Source organism: Bradyrhizobium sp. USDA 3397 (genome assembly GCF_054060965.1).
Genome location: NZ_JBSSDS010000001.1, coordinates 4,762,672 through 4,781,184 on the forward strand (window position 1 = coordinate 4,762,672; position 18,513 = coordinate 4,781,184).

Genomic DNA, 18,513 nt, shown 5'->3' on the forward strand with positions numbered 1-18,513 from the left:
CCGCGGCAAGCCCGCGCAAGCCGAATTGAACGGATTGTCGCATTGTTTGCATCGCGGTAGCGATAAGCGCCCAGCGACGAAAAGAGAGCTTTGACATGACCGACTTCGATCCCACCCGGCATCGCATGATCCCGACGCAACGCTGGTTTGAGGATTTCGTCGTTGGCGAACGTTTCGTGCTGCCGAGCCGCACCCAAACCTCGGCAGTGTTCGCCGCATTCCAGACCGCGAGCGGCGACACCCATCCCGTGCATTACGACTTGGAATATTGCCGCGCCCGCGGCATGCCGCATCTGCTCGCCCACGGCTTCCAGACCCTGATCCATACCGCGCCCGGCGCCGGCCTGTTTCCGTTCATGGTCGAGGACTCCCTGGTCGGCTTCCTCGAGCAGTCGAGCCGGTTCCTCAAGCCGGTGTTCGCCGACGACACCATCTATCCCGCGCTCGAAGTCACCGAGCTGGTGCCGGGGCGCAGCACCGGCGTGGTGACGCTGCGCAGCACCGTGTTCAACCAGCGCAAGGAGCTGGTGCTGGAGGGCACGCAGAAATTCCTGATCCGGCGGCGGCCGGCGGGTTAAGCAAGGGGTCCAATTCGCGGAATTCAGCCGATTTGCGGACCGATCCGGGTTGCCGCAGGGGGCCGGCTGGCCTACCTATGGCCCATGAAATTCCTCGACGAAGCAAAGGTCTATATCCGCTCCGGTGACGGCGGGAACGGCTGCGTGGCGTTCCGCCGCGAGAAGTTCATCGAATTCGGCGGTCCCTCCGGCGGCAATGGCGGCCGCGGCGGCAACGTCATCATCGAGGTCGCCGACGGCCTCAACACGCTGATCGACTACCGCTACCAGCAGCACTTCAAGGCCCAGAAGGGCGAGAACGGCATGGGCTCGGACCGTCACGGCGCCAACGGCAAGAATATCGTGCTGAAGGTTCCCGTGGGCACGCAGATCTTCGACGAGGACCGCGAGACGCTGATCCACGACTTCACCAAGGTCGGCGAGAAATTCGTGCTGGCCGAAGGCGGCAATGGCGGCTTCGGCAATGCGCATTTCAAGTCCTCGACCAACCGCGCGCCGCGCAACGCCAATCCCGGCCAGCCCGGCGAGGAGCGCTGGATCTGGCTGCGGCTGAAACTGATTGCCGATGCCGGCCTCGTCGGCATGCCCAACGCCGGCAAATCGACCTTCCTCTCCAAGGTCAGCGCAGCGCGGCCGAAGATCGCCGACTATCCCTTCACCACGCTGCATCCGCAGCTCGGCGTCGTGAATGCCGACGGCCGCGAGTTCGTGCTCGCCGACATTCCCGGCCTGATCGAAGGCGCGCATGAAGGCACCGGCCTCGGCGACCGCTTCCTCGGCCATGTCGAGCGCTGCCGCGTGCTGCTGCACCTGATCGACGCCACCTGCGAGCATGCCGGCAAGGCCTACAAGACCGTGCGCAAGGAGCTCGACGCCTATGGCGGCCAGCTCACCGACAAGATCGAGATCGTCGCGCTGAACAAGATCGACGCGGTCGAGCCGGACGAGCTGAAGAAGCAGAAGGACCGGCTGAAGCGCGCCGCGAAGAAGACGCCGCTGCTGCTGTCGGGCGCCACCGGCCAGGGCGTCAAGGAGGCGTTGCGCGCGCTGGCCGATGTGATCGGCGAAAGCCCGGTCTCCGCCAAGGCCAAGAGCGCGGCCGAAGCGGAGCCGTGGTCGGCTTGATTCGGATAATGTGACAACGCAGCGCCAATCCTGACACCTCTCCCGTAGCAGGGCAATCGCATTTGAATGTTGCAGAGGTCGTCATGCCCGGGCTTGTCCCGGGCATCCACGTTCTTTGTGCTGCGTGGAAAGGCGTGGATGGCCGGGACAAGCCCGGCCATGACGCTGTGGGGATAGTCGGTGCCCATAGCCACATCCCATATGCGATAGCCCTGCTACGGGAGAGGTTGTCATCGCCGCTTCTATATCGCAGCATCGAACGGCGAATGTGCGGAAAGGGCAAGGCATGGCGCGCGCGAAGAACGTTCTCTGGATCATGTGCGACCAGCTTCGCTACGATTATCTCGGCTGCACCGGTCATCCCACGCTGAAGACACCGAACATCGACGCCATGGCCAGGCGCGGCGTGCTGTTCAGTAAGGCCTATGTGCAATCGCCGATCTGCGGCCCGTCGCGGATGTCGTTCTACACCGGCCGCTACATGCGCTCGCACGGCTCGCACTGGAACGGCTGGCCGCTGCGGGTCGGCGAGCCGACGCTCGGCGATCATCTCAACAAGATCGGCGTGCGCAACGTGCTTGTCGGCAAGACCCACATGGCCCCTGATATCGAAGGCATGAAGGCGCTCGGCATTCCCCCGGAATCGGTGATCGGCACGCATGTCGCCGAATGCGGCTTCGAGCCTTACGAGCGCGACGACGGCCTGCACCCGACCGGACGGCCGCGGCCGAAATACGACGAATATCTGCGAAAGCACGGCTTTGAAGCCGCCAATCCCTGGGAGCACTGGGCCAATTCCGGCGCTGCCGAGGATGGCAGCTTGCAGAACGGCTGGCTGCTGGTGCACGCCGACAAGGCCGCGCGCGTGCCAGAAGAGCATTCCGAGACGCCCTACATGACGCGGCGCGCGATGGACTTCATCAGCGAGGCCGAGACCGACGGCCGGCCGTGGTGCCTGCATCTGTCCTACATCAAGCCGCACTGGCCCTATATCGCGCCGGAGCCCTATGCCAGCATGTATTCGACGGATGACATGATCCCGGTGATCCGCTCGGAGCGCGAACGGCAGAATCCGCATCCGGTGTTCGGCGCCTACATGGACATGCGCTACTCCCGCAACATGGCGCGCGATGAGGCCCGCGAGAAGGTGATCCCGACTTATATGGGCCTGATCACCCAGATCGACGACCAGATGGGCGTGCTGATGAAGTTTCTGGAGGCGCGCGGCCTGCTCGACACCACCATGATCGTGTTCACCTCCGATCATGGCGACTATCTCGGCGATCACTGGATGGGCGAGAAGGACCTGTTCCACGAACAGTCGGCGAAGATCCCGCTGATCATCATTGATCCCTCCAGGGAAGCCGACGCCACGCGCGGCACACGCAGCGACGCGCTGGTCGAGGCAATCGATCTCGCGCCGACCTTCGTCGATTATTTCGGCGGCAAGGTGCCGGGCCACATTCTCGAAGGACGTTCGCTGCTGCCGCTGCTGCGCGGGCCCACGCCATCAGATTGGCGCAAGGTGGCGTTCTCCGAATACGACTATTCCATGCAGGACGTGCGGCTGAAGCTGAACCAGCCGATCGAGCGCTGCCGCCTGTTCATGGTGTTCGACGGCCGCTGGAAATACATCCACGCCTCCGGCTTCCGCCCGATGCTGTACGATCTCGAAACCGATCCGGAGGAGTACGTCGATCGCGGCGACGATCCGGAATGCGCAGGCATTATCGCACGGCTCCAGGCCGAATTGTTCGAGTGGGCGCTGCATCCGAACGATCACATCACCACGCCGCGCGAGAAGATCGCCGCCTATGCGGATAATCAGCTCCAGGTGAAGGGTGGGGTCTTGATCGGCATCTGGGACGAGAAAGAGCTTGCGGCGATCAAGGACGGCATCGCCCAGCGCGCGAAGATGTGAGTCCGGAGCGCAGCTCTCTCAACTCGTCATGCCCGGGCTTGACCCGGGCATCCACGTCTCACCTCGGACGCGGAAGCACGTGGATGGCCGGGTCAAGCCCGGCCATGACGGAGTGTGGAGTGCGAGCGGGGCCTATTTCTCGATCTTGTAGCCCGTCGCCTTCACGATCGGCTGCCACAACGCGATGTTCGCGGCGAGCTCCTTCGTCAATCCATCCGCATTGCTGCCGATCGGAATCAGCCCGATCGCCGTCAACTTCTCCTTCACCTCCGGCTTGGCAAGCGCCGCGCTCGCCGCCGCCCCGAGCTTGCTCGCAAACTCCGGCGGGCTGCCGGCGGGGAGCCACATGCCGTACCAGGCGTCGGCGACGAGATCGATGCCGCTCTCCTTCAGCGTCGGTACGTCAGGCGCGAAGGGCGAACGCTCCGCGCTGGCGACCGCAATGATCTTCACGCCCTTGGCGCGATGCTGCGGCAGAGCGTCCGCCAGCGTGGTGATGCCGAACGAGATATGGCCGCCGACGAGGTCGTTGAGGATCGGCGCGCTACCGCGATAGGGCACGCGGGTCAGGGGAATGCCGAGATCCTTCTCGAGCTTGGAGCCGGTGAAATGCGGAATGGTGCCGTTGCTCGGCACTCCGAACGAGGTCTTGTCCGGATGCGATTTCAGCCACGCTACGAACGCTTTGAAATCGGCAGCATCAATGCCCGGGCCGATCACCAGCGCAAACTCGAAGCGCGCCAGCAGCGACACCGGCAGGAAATCCTTGGCCGTGTCGAAGCTCGGCGTCGCCTCCACCATTGGCAGCAGATACATGGTCGGCCCTGTCGTCACCAGCACCATGCTGCCGTCGGGGCTCGCGCCTTTCACCGCCTTGATGCCGATCAGGCCGTCGCCGCCGGTGCGGTTCTCGACCACGACGGTCCGCTGCAGCAGCGGGGCCATCTCCTGCGCGAGCAGCCGGCACAGCGTGTCGCCGCCGGCTCCGGCCGCAAACGGGAAGATGATCTTCGTCAGCCCGACCTGCGCCCGCGCACCACCCGCCTGCGCGAACAGCGGCAGGCCGAGGCATCCGGCCATGAATTTGCGGCGATCCATTCGTTTCCTCTTTCGGCCCGTTTATCGTTGCCGCCATTAGAGCCAGATGGACGGCTGACACAAGGTCGACATGCGCCGTTTACCATCCCGGCTGCCTTGCGCCGGTCACCGTCCTGCTGCAAAAGCAGGGCTCATCGGCGCCGCCTGTCGCTCCGCCGTCATTCGCATCCAGCGCCAGCACAGAGAGACATGGCCAGCCCCGAACTCAGTCAATTCCGCCGCATCGTCGTCAAGGTCGGCTCAGCGCTGCTGGTCGATTCCGACAGGGGCGAGGTGCGGGCGTCCTGGCTCGCCGCGCTCGCCGACGACATGGCCAAGCTGCACCAGGAAGGGCGCGACGTCCTCGTGGTGTCCTCCGGCTCGATCGCACTTGGCCGCAGCCGGCTCAAATTGCCGCGCGGCCCGCTGAAGCTGGAAGAGAGCCAGGCCGCGGCCGCGGTCGGTCAGATCGCGCTGGCGCGGATCTGGTCGGAGGTGCTTGGCGCCCACGGTATCGGCGCCGGCCAGATCCTGGTGACGCTGCAGGACACCGAGGAGCGCCGCCGCTATCTCAACGCGCGCTCCACCATCGGCAAGCTGCTGGAATGGCGCGCGATCCCCGTGATCAACGAGAACGACACGGTGGCGACCACCGAGATCCGCTACGGCGACAATGATCGCCTCGCCGCGCGCGTTGCGACCATGGCGAGCGCAGACCTGCTGGTGCTGCTCTCCGACATCGACGGGCTCTACGATGCCCCGCCGAAGAACAATCCGAACGCAAAGCTCATTCCCGTCGTCGACAGCATCTCCTCGGAGATCGAGGCGGTGGCCGGCGATGCCGAGTCCGAGCTGTCGCGCGGCGGCATGCGCACCAAGGTCGAGGCGGCGAAGATCGCGACGACCGGTGGCACGCATATGCTGATCGCCTCCGGCAAGATCGAGCATCCGTTGCAGGCGATCGCCGATGGCGGCCGCTGCACCTGGTTCCTGACGCCGGCCAACCCCATCACCTCGCGAAAGCGCTGGATCGCGGGCACGCTGGAGCCGAAGGGTACGCTGACGATCGATGCCGGCGCCGTGACCGCGCTACGGGCCGGGGCCAGCCTGCTGCCGGCCGGCGTGAACAAGGTCGAGGGCCAGTTCGCCCGCGGCGATGCCGTGATCGTGCGCGGCCCCGACGGCAGCGAGGTCGGCCGCGGCCTGATCGCCTATGACGCCGATGATGCCGAGCGGATCAAGGGCCGCTCCTCCCCGGATGTGATGACCATCCTCGGTATCAGCGGCCGCGCCGAGATGATCCATCGGGACGATCTGGTGGTGGGCGGGTAAGGACCCCGCCACGCCCGCCGCCGGGAGACCTGCCATACCCTCCCCGCCCTTCGCAAACGCGGGATTTCCGTGCTAGGACACCGCCTTAGCAGAAGGTTGAACTCCCATGGCCGCCCCCCTCAAAGCCGTTGACGGTAATGCCGATCGAGCTGGCGATCTCTTGGCGCTGATGTCCGATCTCGGAACCCGTGCCCGCGCTGCCGCGCGCGTGCTGGCGCTGGCGCCGCCGGAGCAGAAGAACCGGGCGCTCGAGGCCATGGAACGGGCGATCCGCGCGAACTCCGCGGCGATCCTCGCGGCCAATGCCGAGGACGTCGCGGAGGCCCGTGCCGCCGCCAATGCCACCTCCTCCTTCATCGACCGCCTGACGCTGACGCCGGCGCGCATCGAGGGCATGGCCGAAGGCATCGGCATCGTGCGCGGCATCGCCGACCCCATCGGCGTCGTCACCGAGCGCTGGCAGCGGCCGAACGGCATGTCCATCGAGCGCGTGCGCGTGCCGCTCGGCGTCGTCGGCGTGATCTTCGAGAGCCGGCCGAACGTTGCGGCCGATGCCGGCGTGCTGTGCCTGAAGTCGGGCAATGCCGTGATCCTGCGCGGCGGCTCCGACAGTTTTCGTTCGTGCCGCGCCATCCATGACTGCCTGGTGCAGGGCCTGCGGGAAGCCGGCCTGCCGGAAGCTGCGATCACGCTGGTGCCGACCCGCGACCGCGCCGCGGTCGGCATGATGCTGTCGGGCCTGAGCGGCGCCATCGACGTCATCGTGCCGCGCGGCGGCAAGAGCCTCGTCGCGCGCGTCGAGCAGGAAGCGCGCGTGCCTGTCTTCGCGCATCTCGAAGGCGTCAACCACGTCTATATCGACGGCAGCGCCGACCTCGCCATGGCGAAGTCGATCGTGCTCAATGCCAAGATGCGACGCACCGGCGTCTGCGGCGCGGCCGAGACGCTGCTGGTCGATCGTGCCGCCGTTGCATCGAGCCTGAAACCGCTGGTCGAGATGCTGCTCGATGCCGGCTGCGAGATCCGCGGCGACGAGGCCGTGCAGAAGGCCGATGCGCGCGTCAAGCCGGCGAGCGAGGAGGATTGGGACACCGAATATCTCGACGCGATCATCGCGGCGAAGGTGGTGGACGGGGTCGACGGCGCGATCGCGCACATCCAGGACCACGGCTCGCATCACACCGATGCCATCGTGAGCGCGGATGAGGCTGCGGCGAACAAGTTCCTGAGCGAGGTCGATTCCGCGATCGTGCTCCACAACGCCTCGACGCAGTTTGCCGATGGCGGCGAGTTCGGTTTCGGCGCCGAGATCGGAATCGCCACCGGCCGCTTCCACGCCCGCGGGCCGGTCGGCGCCGAGCAGTTGACGAGCTTCAAATATCGCGTCCGCGGCACCGGACAGACCCGGCCGTAGACGTCGCGGGGCGCGGGCATTGAGCAACAATCTCGTCGTGCCGCGCTTCGTGGCGCAAGCGGTTCCGCCCTCGACGCCGGGCATGCGCATCGGCCTGCTCGGCGGCTCGTTCAACCCGCCGCATCAGGCGCACCGCGCGATCAGCCGCTTCGCGCTGAAGCGATTGCAGCTCGATCGCGTCTGGTGGCTGGTCACGCCTGGCAATCCGCTCAAGGAGAACGGCACGCTGCACGAGCTCGGCGAGCGCATGCGGGCCGCGCGCGAGGTCGCCGATGATCCGCGCATCGAGGTGAGCTGTCTCGAATCCGTCATTCGCACCCGCTATACTATCGACACGATCAACACCTTGCGCCGCCGCTTCCCTGGCTTGCGCTTCGTCTGGATCATGGGCGCCGACAATCTCGCTCAATTCCATCGTTGGCAGGACTGGCGGCGCATCGCCGCCCAGGTGCCGATGGCCGTGATCGATCGCCCCCCGCAGAGTTTTCGCGCGCTCGGCTCGCCCGCGGCCCAGGCGTTATCGCGCTACCGTCTGCCCGAGAACAAGGCCGTCCAGCTTGCAGATCGGCCGGCACCGGCCTGGGTGTTCCTGACCGGATTGAAGCTGAATCTCTCTTCGACCGGCCTACGGAACCCGGACGGGAGCTGGAAAGGTACGAAGTGAGACGAAGTGTGCGGACTTGGTGGGGATTTCGGTCTCTCTGGCATATTGAAACCCTTAACCCCACATGATGTAGTGTAACCAGTGGGCGCCCGGATTCGGCGTTCGCGATACAGTGAAAGGAATGGTCCCTGACCGCATCTGTATTGTCCAAGCCTGTTTTACCCAAGGTTGCCAAGCCTACGCGTAAAACATCGACCAAAGCTGCGGCCTTGAAGGCGCAACCCGACGCCGACAAGACGCTGAGCCTGATCCTCTCCCGCCTCGAGGACATGAAGGCGGAAGAGACGGTCACCATCGACCTTCGCGGCAAATCGGCGTACTCCGACTACATGATCGTCACCACCGGCCGGGTGAACCGGCACGTCGGCGCGATCGCGGAAAACGTCACCAAGAGCCTCAAGGAAAACGGCATCAAGACCATCCATGTCGAGGGCTTGCCCAATTGCGACTGGGTGCTGATCGATTCCGGCGACGTGATCGTGCACGTGTTCAGACCCGAGGTCCGCGAGTTCTACAACCTCGAGCGGTTGTACACGCAGGGCCCAGGGGCGGCGAAGGCGATCTAGGCTCGAAGGCCGATTTCGAATCGGCTGACGCGCATGCTAGCGTCGTGCGCGCGCTTGTTGCGCGCGGTCTCGTCAACGCGACTCAAGAACCATGCGTGTTGCTGTCATTGCGGTGGGCCGGCTGAAGCAGGGCCCCGAACGGGAGCTTGCAGACCGCTATTTCGAGCGGTTCGAGGAGGCCGGCCGCAAGCTTGGATTCCGCGAGCTCGGCATCCACGAAATTCCCGAAAGCCGCGCACGCGATGCGGCGACTCGGATGGCCGAAGAGGCCGCGGCGATCTCGGCGCATATACCTGACAAGGCGGTCCTGGTGGCGCTGGACGAGCGCGGCCAGAATCTTGATTCCACCGTATTCGCACGGCATCTGGCGCGCTGGCGCGACGAAGGTGCCGGACATACTATCTTCGTGATCGGAGGGGCGGACGGACTTTCGCCCGAATTGCGCCGTAAGGCCAAGCTCGCGATCGCGTTCGGCTCTGCGACCTGGCCGCACCAAATGATCCGCGTCATGCTTCTGGAACAGCTGTATCGGGCCGCCACCATCCTGGCCGGCCATCCCTATCACCGCGCGTGATGCGCGCCACAACGAGCACCTTTGCCGACACGATGCGAGCGCCGCTCCTCAACCTGCTGCTGATCACCGGCCTTGCCGGCGCAAGCCTCTTCGCCGAAGAAAGCCTCGCGCAAGCTCAGACGCAAGGTCAGACAGTTGCGCCGCCGCAGACTGCTGCGGTCTCGCCCGACGCGATCAAGCAGCGCGAGCAGGAGCTGGAGGCCGCGCGCGCGAGGCAACGAAGCGCGGAAGAAGCGCAGGCCAAGCTGAAGGCCGAGATCACCGCGCTCGGCCAGGACCGCACCCAGCTCAATCAGCAGCTGATCGACACCGCCGCCAATGTGCGCGCCGTGGAAACCAAGATCGACGAGGCCGAGGCGCGGCTGCGAACGCTGAACGGCCGCGAGCAGCAGATGCGCGCTTCGCTGGATTCGCGCCGTGCCGACATCGTCGAGGTGCTGGCGGCCTTGCAGCGCGCCGGCCGGCGCACGCCGCCGGCGCTGCTGGTGAGGCCCGAAGATGCGCTGCAATCCTTGCGCACCGCGATGCTGCTCGGCGCCGTCGTGCCGGAATTGCGCGGCCGCGCCGAGAAGATCGCAAGCGAGCTCGGCGAGCTCGTGGCCCTGCGCAAGACCATAGCCACCGAGCGCGATCAGCTCGCCTCCGACCGCGACAAGGTCAGGAGCGACCAGACCCGGCTCACCGCCCTGATCGAGGAACGGCAGCGCCAGCAGTCCGCACGGGAAAAAGACCTCGATGCCGAAAGCGCGCGCGCGATCGCGCTGTCAAGGCAGGTCGGCGATCTCCAGGGGCTGATCGCCAAGATGGAGCAGGACCTGCAAACCGCCGCCAGGGCAGCCGAGAAGGCCGCCGAGGCCGCAAGGCAGGCCGAGGCCAAGGAGGCCAAATTGGCGGCCGCCAGCGCCAAACAGGGCCCGGGCGCGTTCAAGGACAAGTCCCGCACCACCCCGGCGATCGCCTTCGCCTCGGCCAGGGGTCTCCTGCCGCTTCCGGTTAACGGTAACAAGATCAGGGATTTTGGCGGTTCCGACGGGGTCGGCGGCGTCCAGAAGGGCATCTCGCTGGCGACCAAGCCCAGCGCCCAGGTCACGACGCCGTGTGATGGCTGGGGTTGTGTATGCCGGCCCATTCCGCAGCTATGGACAACTCTTGATCCTAAACGCCGGGGGCGGGTATCATGTCCTGATCGCCGGAATGGAGCGCATTTCGGTCAACATCGGGCAGTTTGTGCTCACGGGGGAGCCGGTCGCGACCATGGGGTCGACCTCTCAGGTCGCCTCCATTCTCGCCACGAACGCGAGTCAACCTGTGCTGTATGTCGAGTTCCGTAAAGACGGCACTCCAATCGATCCAGGCCCATGGTGGGCCGCAAATGAAGGCGAGAAGGTTCGCGGATGATGCGCAAGACTTCAGTAATCCTCCTCAGCGCCGCAACCGGTGCGGCGCTGACGCTGTTCGTGACCCAGCCGCGCGCGGTGTTCATGGGCTCCAGCGCGCGAGCCGCCACCGCGGACACCTATCGCCAGCTCAACCTGTTCGGCGACGTGTTCGAGCGCGTGCGCTCCGACTATGTCGAGAAGCCCGATGACACCAAGCTGATCGAGTCCGCCATCAGCGGCATGCTTACCGGCCTCGATCCGCACTCGAGCTACATGGACGCGAAGAGCTTCCGCGACATGCAGGTGCAGACCCGCGGCGAATTCGGCGGGCTCGGCATCGAGGTCACGATGGAAGACGGCCTGATCAAGGTGGTCTCGCCGATCGACGACACGCCCGCCTCGCGCGCCGGCATCATGGCCAACGACATCATCACCAATCTCGACGACGAGGCGGTGCAGGGCCTGACGCTGAACCAGGCGGTCGAGAAGATGCGCGGTCCGGTCAACACCAAGATCAAGCTCAAGATCATCCGCAAGGGCCAGGACAACCCGCTCGACGTCACGCTGGTGCGCGACAATATCCGCGTCCGCTCGGTGCGCGCGCGCGTCGAGCAGGACGACATCGGCTATATCCGCATCACCACCTTCAACGAGCAGACCACCGAAGGCCTGAAGCGCGAGATCGGCAACCTCACGAACCAGATCGGCGGCGACAAGCTCAAGGGCTTCATCATCGACCTCCGCAACAATCCGGGCGGCCTGCTCGAGGAAGCGGTCACCGTCTCCGACTCGTTCCTCGAGAAGGGCGAGATCGTCTCGACCCGCGGCCGCAATGCCGAGGAGACCCAGCGCCGCGCCGCGCATGCGGGCGACCTGACCAAGGGCAGGCCGGTCATCGTGCTGGTCAATGGCGGCTCGGCCTCGGCGTCGGAAATCGTCGCCGGCGCGCTGCAGGACCACAAGCGCGCAACCATCGTCGGCACGCGCTCGTTCGGCAAGGGCTCGGTGCAGACCATCATTCCGCTCGGCAGCGGCAACGGCGCGCTGCGGCTGACCACCGCGCGCTATTACACGCCGTCGGGCAAGTCGATCCAGGCCAAGGGCATCGTGCCCGATATCGAAGTGCTCCAGGACGTGCCGGACGAGCTGAAGTCGCGCACCGACACCAAGGGCGAGGCTTCGCTGCGCGGCCACCTGAAGAACGACGGCGACGAGAAGACGGGCTCGCAGTCCTACGTCCCGCCGGACGCCAAGGACGACAAGGCGCTCAAGCTCGCCGGCGACCTGCTCCACGGCATCAAGAACAGCGCCTCCGCCGCGCCGACCCCGGGCGGCGACAACAAGGCGGCGACCGACAAGGCCAAAGCGGCGAACTAGGTCGGCGTATCACGCGATCCAGCGAAAGGGCGGCTTCCTGAAGCCGCCCTTTTTGCTTGGGAACTGCTGCTGCCTCCGGCCTATCCCGGCCTGCCGCCGCTTGACCTCGGCGTGGTATCGTCGGCTGGAGTGATTCGGGATCGCGCATGACTGAAACGGCCGATGATCTGAGCGCCCCGCTCGGACAGGATAAGCCGCGCCGCAAACGCCGGCTGCGGCTGCCGTTCACGTCTATGCAGCTGCTGGCTGTTCTGCTCGGCCTGTTCCTGGTTACCTTTGCCGGCTTCGCCATCTTCAACAAGGACCCGCTCGGCGGTGAGCCGATGAGCCGGATCGCGATCAACCAGCCCAGGCCGGCCGAGAAGGCGACGGACGACAAGTCTGCCATCGGCCAAGGCCAAGAAACCAAGCACGAGACCAAGGAAGCGCCGAAGCAGGCCGCGCCCGGCGAGCAGAAGACCATCACCATGATCGACGGCTCCACCGGCGCCCGCCGCGACGTGGTGATTGGCGGGGGCGATGCTGCGGACAAGGGCGAGGCTGCATCCGCCCCGCCGCCCGTCATGACCGGGATCAATCCGAAGCTGCTGGAGAAATCGCGCTACGGCATGATCCCGGTGGTCGCCGATGGGCTGAGGCCGTTCAACGTCTATGCGGCGGACGCCGACCGCGCCAAGGCCGCCAAGATGCCGGTGGTCGCGATCGTGATCGGCGGCCTCGGCGTCGGCGCCGCCAAGACCCTGGACGCCATCATGAAGCTGCCGCCGGCGGTGACGCTGGCCTTCACGCCCTACGGCTCCGACCCCGGCAAGCTCGCCGAGCGGGCGCGGGCGCAGCGCCACGAGATCTTCCTCCAGATCCCGATGGAGCCGTACGACTTCCCCGACAACGATCCGGGGCCGCAGACGCTGCTGACCTCGCTCAGCCCCGACCAGAACATGGACCGCCTGTACTGGCACCTCAGCCGGATGCAGGGCTATGCCGGTCTCACCAATTTCATGGGCGCCCGCTTCATCGCCACGGAGCCGGCGATGCAGCCGATCATCCGCGAGGCGGCCAAGCGCGGCCTCGGCTTCTTCGATGACGGCTCCTCGCCCCGCAGCATCGCGCCCCAGGCCGCGGCCAACCAGGCCGTGCCGTTCGGCAAGGGCGATATCGCCATCGACGCGGTGCCGACGGCGACCGAGATCGACCGCGCCCTCAACAAGCTGGAATCGGCGGCGCGCGAGCGCGGCATCGCCGTCGGCACGGCCTCCGCCTTGCCCGTCTCGATCGAGCGCATCAGCGCCTGGACCAAGACATTGGGCGACCGAGGTATCCTTTTGGTGCCATTGACAACCGCGATGCTGAAATCAAAATCCAGCTAAATCAACGAATTGGTTCGGCGCGGGTCTCGCGGGGCCGGCATGCCTTCCCAAGAAGCAGGCAAGAGGTCTGGCGGAATGGCGCGTTACGAGGATCTGCCCTACCGGACCTGCGTCGGCGTGATGCTGATCAATCCAAGGGGACTGGTGTTCATCGGCCGCCGCGCCGGCGGCATCGAGCATGTCGACGACACCCATGTCTGGCAGATGCCGCAGGGCGGGGTCGATCCCGGCGAGGACACCTGGGAGGCGGCCAAGCGCGAGCTCTACGAGGAGACCAGCGTGCGCTCGGTCGAGCGGCTCGGTGAGGTCCCGGACTGGCTCACTTACGACATTCCGCGCACCGTTGCCGGGCGCGCCTGGAAGGGCCGCTACCGCGGCCAGCGCCAGAAATGGTACGCGGTGCGCTTCACCGGCAAGGACAGCGAGATCAACGTCGAGCATCCCGGCGGCGGCCACAAGGCGGAATTCGTGAGCTGGCGCTGGGAGTCGATGAAGAATCTCCCTGAGTTGATCATCCCGTTCAAGCGCCCGGTCTATGAGCGCGTGGTGCAGGAATTTTCTGCGCTGGCGGAGGAGTGATCAGATCACCTGTCGCGGCTCTCTCGCCCGTCATCCCCGCGAAGACGGGGATCCATACTCCCCAGGCAGAAGTTGTGCGAAGGATAGCAGCGACGTCCTTTAAACCGACTACCGCCTGTGGTTATGGATTCCGGGCTCGCGCTCCGCGCGCCCCGGAATGACAAGATGACCAATGAAAAACCCTACCGCCCCAACGTCGGCATCGCGCTGTTCAACGCCGACGGCCGCGTGCTGATCGGCCATCGCTTCAAGGGCGATGGGCCGGAGATCATCCTGCCGGGGCTCGACTGGCAGATGCCGCAGGGCGGTGTCGACGAGGGCGAGAATTTGCGCGACGCGGCGATGCGCGAGCTATGGGAGGAGACCAACGTCGTCAGTGCCGACTATCTCGGCGAGACCGACTGGTTCACCTATGAATTCCCGCCTTACGACGGACCGCAGACGCACCGCCTCGCAAAGTTTCGCGGCCAGCGCCAGAAATGGTTCGCGCTGCGGTTCACCGGCACAGACGACGAGATCGATCCGCTGACGCCGCGCAACGGCCAGCCCGCCGAGTTCGACGCCTGGCGCTGGGAGCGCCTCGATCGTGTCGCCGAGCTCGTAGTGCCGTTCCGCCGCGAGGTCTACCGGGCCGTGGCGCAGGAGTTTGCGGGGTTCGCAAGCTGACTTTCGAAAACAATCCCATGCACAGTAGAAATGGCGTTGAAATTGTTAGAGAATTTTTTTGCCGGCGCGGGCGCGTGAGGTGGCACCTCTGTCATCATGTGCCAGGCCTCATCTCACGTGAGCGCTAATTGATCGGGCCCACCGTGAATGGGCCGATGGCGATGACGTGGCAGTCGCTGTCGCGCTTGGCGCAGTCGGCGAGCGCGGAGGTGACGGCGGTCTGCTCATCAGCGGCCTTGAGACCGAGGCCGGCCCGGCCGGATGTGCCGACGGCGACAGCGGTCCAGCCCATGGTGTCACCGAGCTTGCGGACGACCTCGCCGCGCGCCTCGGCCACGATCGAAGCGTTGGAGGCGGCATTGAAGAAGCCGGTGATCCTGAACGAGGTCGGGATCGGCACGACGAAATTGTCGTCGACCGCGACGACCATGCAGGCAACACCGGCGATCGCGCCGCACGATTCCAGAGAACGCCGCACGGCTTCATCCACCGATGATGCGCCGAGCACCATGAGATAATGCCCGGTCGGGCCGAGCGCGATCGAACGGGATTTTGCCGCGGGCGCGAACATGTTCTCGATCCGCACTTTTGCGGCACTGCGCACGATCGGAAAATCCTTCGACGCGAATGGCTTCTCAGTTATGGCATCGTGGCGGACCCAAGGCTGCGGCGGCATCGGCGGCTTGCCGTGGGTGTAGACGACGTTGCTGCCGACGGCATAAAGCTCGCAGCGTCGCGGCGATTGCGCGGCATCGGCGCGCTTCTGGCACTGTTCGAGCGCCGTGTTTCGCGCGGCTTCCTCGGTTGGTTGATTCAACGCCGAGCCGATGAAGCCGCCGACATTGAGCGCGAAGGCCTTGTAGTCGGCGGCAGCGGAGTAGTCGCCGGCGACGTAGTTGCGGGCGCGCTCGTTGATGAAGGGCACGCTGTCGGCCGCAAGCTTGCCTGTCATCGGTGAGGGTGACGGCGCGGGCATCGGCGCCATCGCGGCGCCGGCGTTCGGCGGCGTCATCGGCGCCTTTACCATCTGGGTCGGCATTGGACTTGGCGTTGCCGCCATCGCGGTCGGCGTTGCGCTCGGCACGGCGACGGGTGCCGCGGCACTCGCGGCGTTCTTCAGCTTGGTGTTGTAGAGAGAGCCGGTAACGGCGATGGCGACGATCGAGACGATTGCGACCGCCAACGGCCATATCCACACCGGCGCCGCCGCCATCTTGGAGGCCGGCTTCTTCAGCTGCGGCTTTGGCATAGCCGCCGTCCTCGCGCCGCATCGCCACCATATAGGCGTGCACCGGTGTCGGAATGTTCTTGACCTCCTGCGCGCCGATATCGGCGAACTGCACCGACAGCTTGTTGGCGACCTGCTCATGCACCCCGCGCGAGACGCAGATGCCGCCGACCTCGGCAAGACCCTCGAGGCGCGCGGCGATGTTGACGCCGTCGCCCAAGAGATCGCCGTCGCGCTCGACCACGTCGCCGATGGTGATGCCGATGCGAAACGACATCTGCCGGCTCGGCGGATAGGCCATGTTGCGGGTCCGCAAGCTCTCCTGGATGTCGATCGCGCAGCGCACCGCATCCACAGCGCTCGGAAACTCCGCGAGCACGGCATCGCCCGCCGTGTTGAAGATGCGCCCGCCGGCCTTGGCGATGAAATCGTCGACGACCTCGCGATAGGAGGCCAGACGCCGCAGCGTCTCCTCTTCGTCTTCCGCGACCAGTCTCGAATACCCGGCAATATCGGCTGCGAAAATCGCTGCGATCTTGCGTTTCATCTGCCGGCCCCCGGAACAAATCCGCGCGCGCAGAATGCCGCCATCTCCGGCGCGGTGCAACAAAGTTCAGCGCCCGCCACGGTCGGTGACGAGCGCTGGACCTGTCCCAGAATTCCCTTGCAGGAATGTCTTGTTCGCCCCGGAGCGGTGCCCCGGGGCTTAGTGCATAGCCGTGGCGTTGAGCTGATGCTGGATGCTCTTGAAGTGGTCGAGCCGCTCGATGGCCTGATCGAGCTCGGTGCCTTCGTGCTCCTTCAAATTCTCTTCCATCTCCGCGATCGTCTCGGCGAACTGGACACGGTCGAGCTCGTCCAGCGAGGTCGCGACGTCGGCCAGCACGGTGAGGCCCTTTTCGGAGACTTCGGCAAGGCCGCCGAGCACGATGATCTTCTCGTGCTTGCCGCCGGTGGTGACGGTGAGGATGCCGGGCCGGATTGCAGCCACGACCGGCGCATGCCCCGCCAGCACGCCGAAATCACCCTCGGCGCCGGGGATGTCGACCTGATCGACCTCACCCGAGAAGGCGAGCTTTTCAGGAGAGACGAGATCGAAATGGAAGGTGGCCATGGGAAACCTGCGAATAGCGAGTGGCGAATGGCGAGTAGCGAATGGAAGCAGCGACTATTCGCTACTCCCCATTCGCCATTCGCTTCTTAAGCCGCTTCAGCGGCGAGCTTCTTGCCCTTCTCCACCGCCTCTTCGATGGTGCCGACCATGTAGAAGGCAGCTTCCGGCAGGTGGTCGTACTTGCCTTCCACCAGGCCCTTGAAGCCCTTGATGGTGTCGGCGAGGTCCACGAACTTGCCCGGCGAACCCGTGAAGATTTCGGCGACGTGGAACGGCTGCGACAGGAAGCGCTCGATCTTGCGGGCGCGGGCCACCGTCAGCTTGTCCTCTTCCGAAAGCTCGTCCATGCCGAGAATGGCGATGATGTCCTGGAGCGACTTGTAGCGCTGCAGCACCTGCTGGACCTGACGGGCGACGGTGTAGTGCTCCTCGCCGACGACCAGCGGCGAGAGCATGCGCGAGGTCGAGTCGAGCGGGTCCACCGCCGGATAGATGCCCTTTTCCGAGATCGCGCGCGACAGCACCGTGGTGGCGTCCAAGTGCGCGAACGAGGTCGCGGGCGCCGGGTCGGTCAAGTCGTCGGCCGGCACGTAGATGGCCTGCACCGAGGTGATCGAGCCCTTTTGCGTGGTGGTGATGCGCTCCTGCAGCGCGCCCATGTCGGTCGCGAGCGTCGGCTGATAACCCACCGCCGAAGGAATACGGCCGAGCAGCGCCGACACTTCCGAACCCGCTTGCGTGAAGCGGAAGATGTTGTCGACGAAGAACAGCACGTCCTGGCCCTGGTCGCGGAAGTGCTCGGCGACGGTCAGACCGGTCAGACCGACGCGGGCGCGGGCGCCCGGCGGCTCGTTCATCTGACCAAACACCAGCGCGCACTTCGACTTCACGCTCGGATCCGGATTGTGCGGGTCGGCGTTGACCTTGGACTCGATGAACTCGTGGTAGAGGTCGTTGCCCTCGCGGGTACGTTCGCCGACGCCGGCGAACACGGAGTAACCGCCGTGCGCCTTCGCGACGTTGTTGATCAGCTCCTGAATCAGCACGGTCTTGCCCACGCCGGCGCCGCCGAACAGGCCGATCTTGCCGCCCTTCGCATACGGCGCGAGCAGATCGACGACCTTGATGCCGGTGACGAGAATTTCGGCTTCAGTCGACTGGTCGGTATAGGTCGGCGCTTCCTGGTGGATGGCGCGGGTGCCCTCCGACTTGATCGGGCCGGCCTCGTCGATCGGCTCGCCGATGACGTTCATGATGCGGCCCAGCGTACCGTCCCCCACGGGAACCGAGATCGGCTGACCGGTGTCGGTCACTTCCTGGCCGCGCACCAGACCTTCGGTGGCGTCCATCGCGATGGTGCGGACGGTCGACTCGCCGAGATGCTGCGCGACTTCCAGCACCAGGCGGTTGTTGCCGTTCTTGGTTTCGAGCGAGTTGAGAATGGCCGGCAGGTGGCCTTCGAACTGCACGTCGACGACGGCGCCCATGACCTGGGTAACGCGACCGATCTGTGTGGCTGCTGTAGCCATTTACTGTCTCCTTCGATCCGAAT

Annotated in this window: 15 protein-coding genes and 2 pseudogenes; 13 read left to right on the forward strand and 4 right to left on the reverse strand. The window is 65.6% G+C overall.

Going from position 1 to position 18,513, the window contains the following annotated elements:
• Window positions 1–95 precede the first annotated feature (95 nt).
• The 3 genes from ACVWYQ_RS21960 (at window position 96) to ACVWYQ_RS21970 (ending at window position 3,624) form a co-directional block, all read left to right on the forward strand.
• Window positions 96–578 (forward strand): MaoC family dehydratase, encoded by a 483-nt coding sequence (locus ACVWYQ_RS21960; protein WP_157286465.1) that lies wholly within the window; start codon window positions 96–98, stop codon window positions 576–578.
• A gap of 84 nt (window positions 579–662) precedes the next feature.
• A complete protein-coding gene (obgE, locus tag ACVWYQ_RS21965; RefSeq protein ID WP_057026545.1) occupies window positions 663–1,703 on the forward strand; it encodes a GTPase ObgE in 1,041 nt (346 codons plus the stop codon).
• Window positions 1,704–1,989: 286 nt separating this feature from the next.
• Window positions 1,990–3,624, forward strand: a complete 1,635-nt coding sequence (locus ACVWYQ_RS21970; RefSeq protein ID WP_404544720.1) for an alkaline phosphatase family protein — start codon at window positions 1,990–1,992, stop codon at window positions 3,622–3,624.
• Between the two features lie 132 nt (window positions 3,625–3,756).
• Here ACVWYQ_RS21970 and ACVWYQ_RS21975 read toward each other — a convergent pair whose 3' ends face one another.
• Window positions 3,757–4,722 carry a Bug family tripartite tricarboxylate transporter substrate binding protein gene (locus ACVWYQ_RS21975; RefSeq protein WP_404544722.1) on the reverse strand — a complete coding sequence of 322 codons (966 nt, stop codon included), beginning with the start codon at window positions 4,720–4,722 and terminating at the stop codon, window positions 3,757–3,759.
• Between the two features lie 189 nt (window positions 4,723–4,911).
• On the opposite strand from ACVWYQ_RS21975, the gene proB reads away from it, so the two are divergent.
• The 10 genes and pseudogenes from proB to ACVWYQ_RS22025 all read left to right on the forward strand — a co-directional run bounded on the left by proB (window position 4,912) and on the right by ACVWYQ_RS22025 (window position 14,619).
• Window positions 4,912–6,033, forward strand: coding sequence for a glutamate 5-kinase (gene proB, locus ACVWYQ_RS21980; RefSeq protein ID WP_157286468.1), 1,122 nt, complete (start codon window positions 4,912–4,914; stop codon window positions 6,031–6,033).
• A gap of 106 nt (window positions 6,034–6,139) precedes the next feature.
• Window positions 6,140–7,447 carry a glutamate-5-semialdehyde dehydrogenase gene (locus tag ACVWYQ_RS21985; protein WP_404544724.1) on the forward strand — a complete coding sequence of 436 codons (1,308 nt, stop codon included), beginning with the start codon at window positions 6,140–6,142 and terminating at the stop codon, window positions 7,445–7,447.
• Window positions 7,448–7,466: 19 nt separating this feature from the next.
• Window positions 7,467–8,111, forward strand: coding sequence for a nicotinate-nucleotide adenylyltransferase (locus ACVWYQ_RS21990; RefSeq protein WP_271543621.1), 645 nt, complete (start codon window positions 7,467–7,469; stop codon window positions 8,109–8,111).
• Window positions 8,112–8,320: 209 nt separating this feature from the next.
• On the forward strand, window positions 8,321–8,677 hold the full coding sequence (gene rsfS / locus ACVWYQ_RS21995; RefSeq protein ID WP_128265207.1) for a ribosome silencing factor: 357 nt from the start codon (window positions 8,321–8,323) through the stop codon (window positions 8,675–8,677).
• Between the two features lie 91 nt (window positions 8,678–8,768).
• Window positions 8,769–9,251 carry a 23S rRNA (pseudouridine(1915)-N(3))-methyltransferase RlmH gene (gene rlmH / locus ACVWYQ_RS22000; protein WP_275503042.1) on the forward strand — a complete coding sequence of 161 codons (483 nt, stop codon included), beginning with the start codon at window positions 8,769–8,771 and terminating at the stop codon, window positions 9,249–9,251.
• Window positions 9,252–9,283: 32 nt separating this feature from the next.
• Window positions 9,284–10,649 (forward strand): annotated as a pseudogene (locus tag ACVWYQ_RS22005) (murein hydrolase activator EnvC family protein).
• Window positions 10,646–12,007, forward strand: a complete 1,362-nt coding sequence (locus ACVWYQ_RS22010; RefSeq protein WP_157286473.1) for a S41 family peptidase — start codon at window positions 10,646–10,648, stop codon at window positions 12,005–12,007. Before ACVWYQ_RS22005 ends, ACVWYQ_RS22010 begins: the two are co-directional and overlap by 4 nt.
• A gap of 146 nt (window positions 12,008–12,153) precedes the next feature.
• On the forward strand, window positions 12,154–13,374 hold the full coding sequence (locus ACVWYQ_RS22015; protein ID WP_404544730.1) for a divergent polysaccharide deacetylase family protein: 1,221 nt from the start codon (window positions 12,154–12,156) through the stop codon (window positions 13,372–13,374).
• A 75-nt stretch (window positions 13,375–13,449) separates the two neighbouring features.
• Window positions 13,450–13,953 carry an RNA pyrophosphohydrolase gene (locus ACVWYQ_RS22020; protein WP_404544732.1) on the forward strand — a complete coding sequence of 168 codons (504 nt, stop codon included), beginning with the start codon at window positions 13,450–13,452 and terminating at the stop codon, window positions 13,951–13,953.
• Between the two features lie 165 nt (window positions 13,954–14,118).
• A complete protein-coding gene (locus ACVWYQ_RS22025; protein WP_404544734.1) occupies window positions 14,119–14,619 on the forward strand; it encodes an RNA pyrophosphohydrolase in 501 nt (166 codons plus the stop codon).
• Between the two features lie 124 nt (window positions 14,620–14,743).
• Here ACVWYQ_RS22025 and ACVWYQ_RS22030 read toward each other — a convergent pair.
• From ACVWYQ_RS22030 to atpD, 3 genes and pseudogenes are all read right to left on the reverse strand, one after another.
• Window positions 14,744–16,394 (reverse strand): annotated as a pseudogene (locus ACVWYQ_RS22030) (adenylate/guanylate cyclase domain-containing protein).
• A gap of 159 nt (window positions 16,395–16,553) precedes the next feature.
• Entirely contained in the window at window positions 16,554–16,961 is a 408-nt protein-coding gene (locus tag ACVWYQ_RS22035; RefSeq protein WP_157286478.1) for a F0F1 ATP synthase subunit epsilon, read from the reverse strand.
• An 86-nt stretch (window positions 16,962–17,047) separates the two neighbouring features.
• Window positions 17,048–18,490: a F0F1 ATP synthase subunit beta gene (gene atpD / locus ACVWYQ_RS22040; protein WP_036008750.1), complete on the reverse strand. Its 1,443-nt coding sequence runs from the start codon at window positions 18,488–18,490 to the stop codon at window positions 17,048–17,050.
• Between the last annotated feature and the right edge of the window lie 23 nt (window positions 18,491–18,513).

Bases quoted from the DNA above. Each gene is read 5' to 3' on its own strand.
- obgE (WP_057026545.1), top strand. From the start codon at position 663: ATGAAATTCCTCGACGAAGCAAAGGTCTATATCCGCTCCGGTGACGGC.
- ACVWYQ_RS21970 (WP_404544720.1), top strand. From the start codon at position 1,990: ATGGCGCGCGCGAAGAACGTTCTCTGGATCATGTGCGACCAGCTTCGC.
- ACVWYQ_RS21985 (WP_404544724.1), top strand. From the start codon at position 6,140: ATGGCCGCCCCCCTCAAAGCCGTTGACGGTAATGCCGATCGAGCTGGC.
- ACVWYQ_RS22035 (WP_157286478.1), bottom strand. From the start codon at position 16,961: ATGGCCACCTTCCATTTCGATCTCGTCTCTCCTGAAAAGCTCGCCTTC.
- ACVWYQ_RS22010 (WP_157286473.1), top strand. From the start codon at position 10,646: ATGATGCGCAAGACTTCAGTAATCCTCCTCAGCGCCGCAACCGGTGCG.
- ACVWYQ_RS21960 (WP_157286465.1), top strand. From the start codon at position 96: ATGACCGACTTCGATCCCACCCGGCATCGCATGATCCCGACGCAACGC.
- ACVWYQ_RS21975 (WP_404544722.1), bottom strand. From the start codon at position 4,722: ATGGATCGCCGCAAATTCATGGCCGGATGCCTCGGCCTGCCGCTGTTC.
- rlmH (WP_275503042.1), top strand. From the start codon at position 8,769: ATGCGTGTTGCTGTCATTGCGGTGGGCCGGCTGAAGCAGGGCCCCGAA.
- ACVWYQ_RS22015 (WP_404544730.1), top strand. From the start codon at position 12,154: ATGACTGAAACGGCCGATGATCTGAGCGCCCCGCTCGGACAGGATAAG.
- ACVWYQ_RS22025 (WP_404544734.1), top strand. From the start codon at position 14,119: ATGACCAATGAAAAACCCTACCGCCCCAACGTCGGCATCGCGCTGTTC.
- proB (WP_157286468.1), top strand. From the start codon at position 4,912: ATGGCCAGCCCCGAACTCAGTCAATTCCGCCGCATCGTCGTCAAGGTC.
- atpD (WP_036008750.1), bottom strand. From the start codon at position 18,490: ATGGCTACAGCAGCCACACAGATCGGTCGCGTTACCCAGGTCATGGGC.
- ACVWYQ_RS22020 (WP_404544732.1), top strand. From the start codon at position 13,450: ATGGCGCGTTACGAGGATCTGCCCTACCGGACCTGCGTCGGCGTGATG.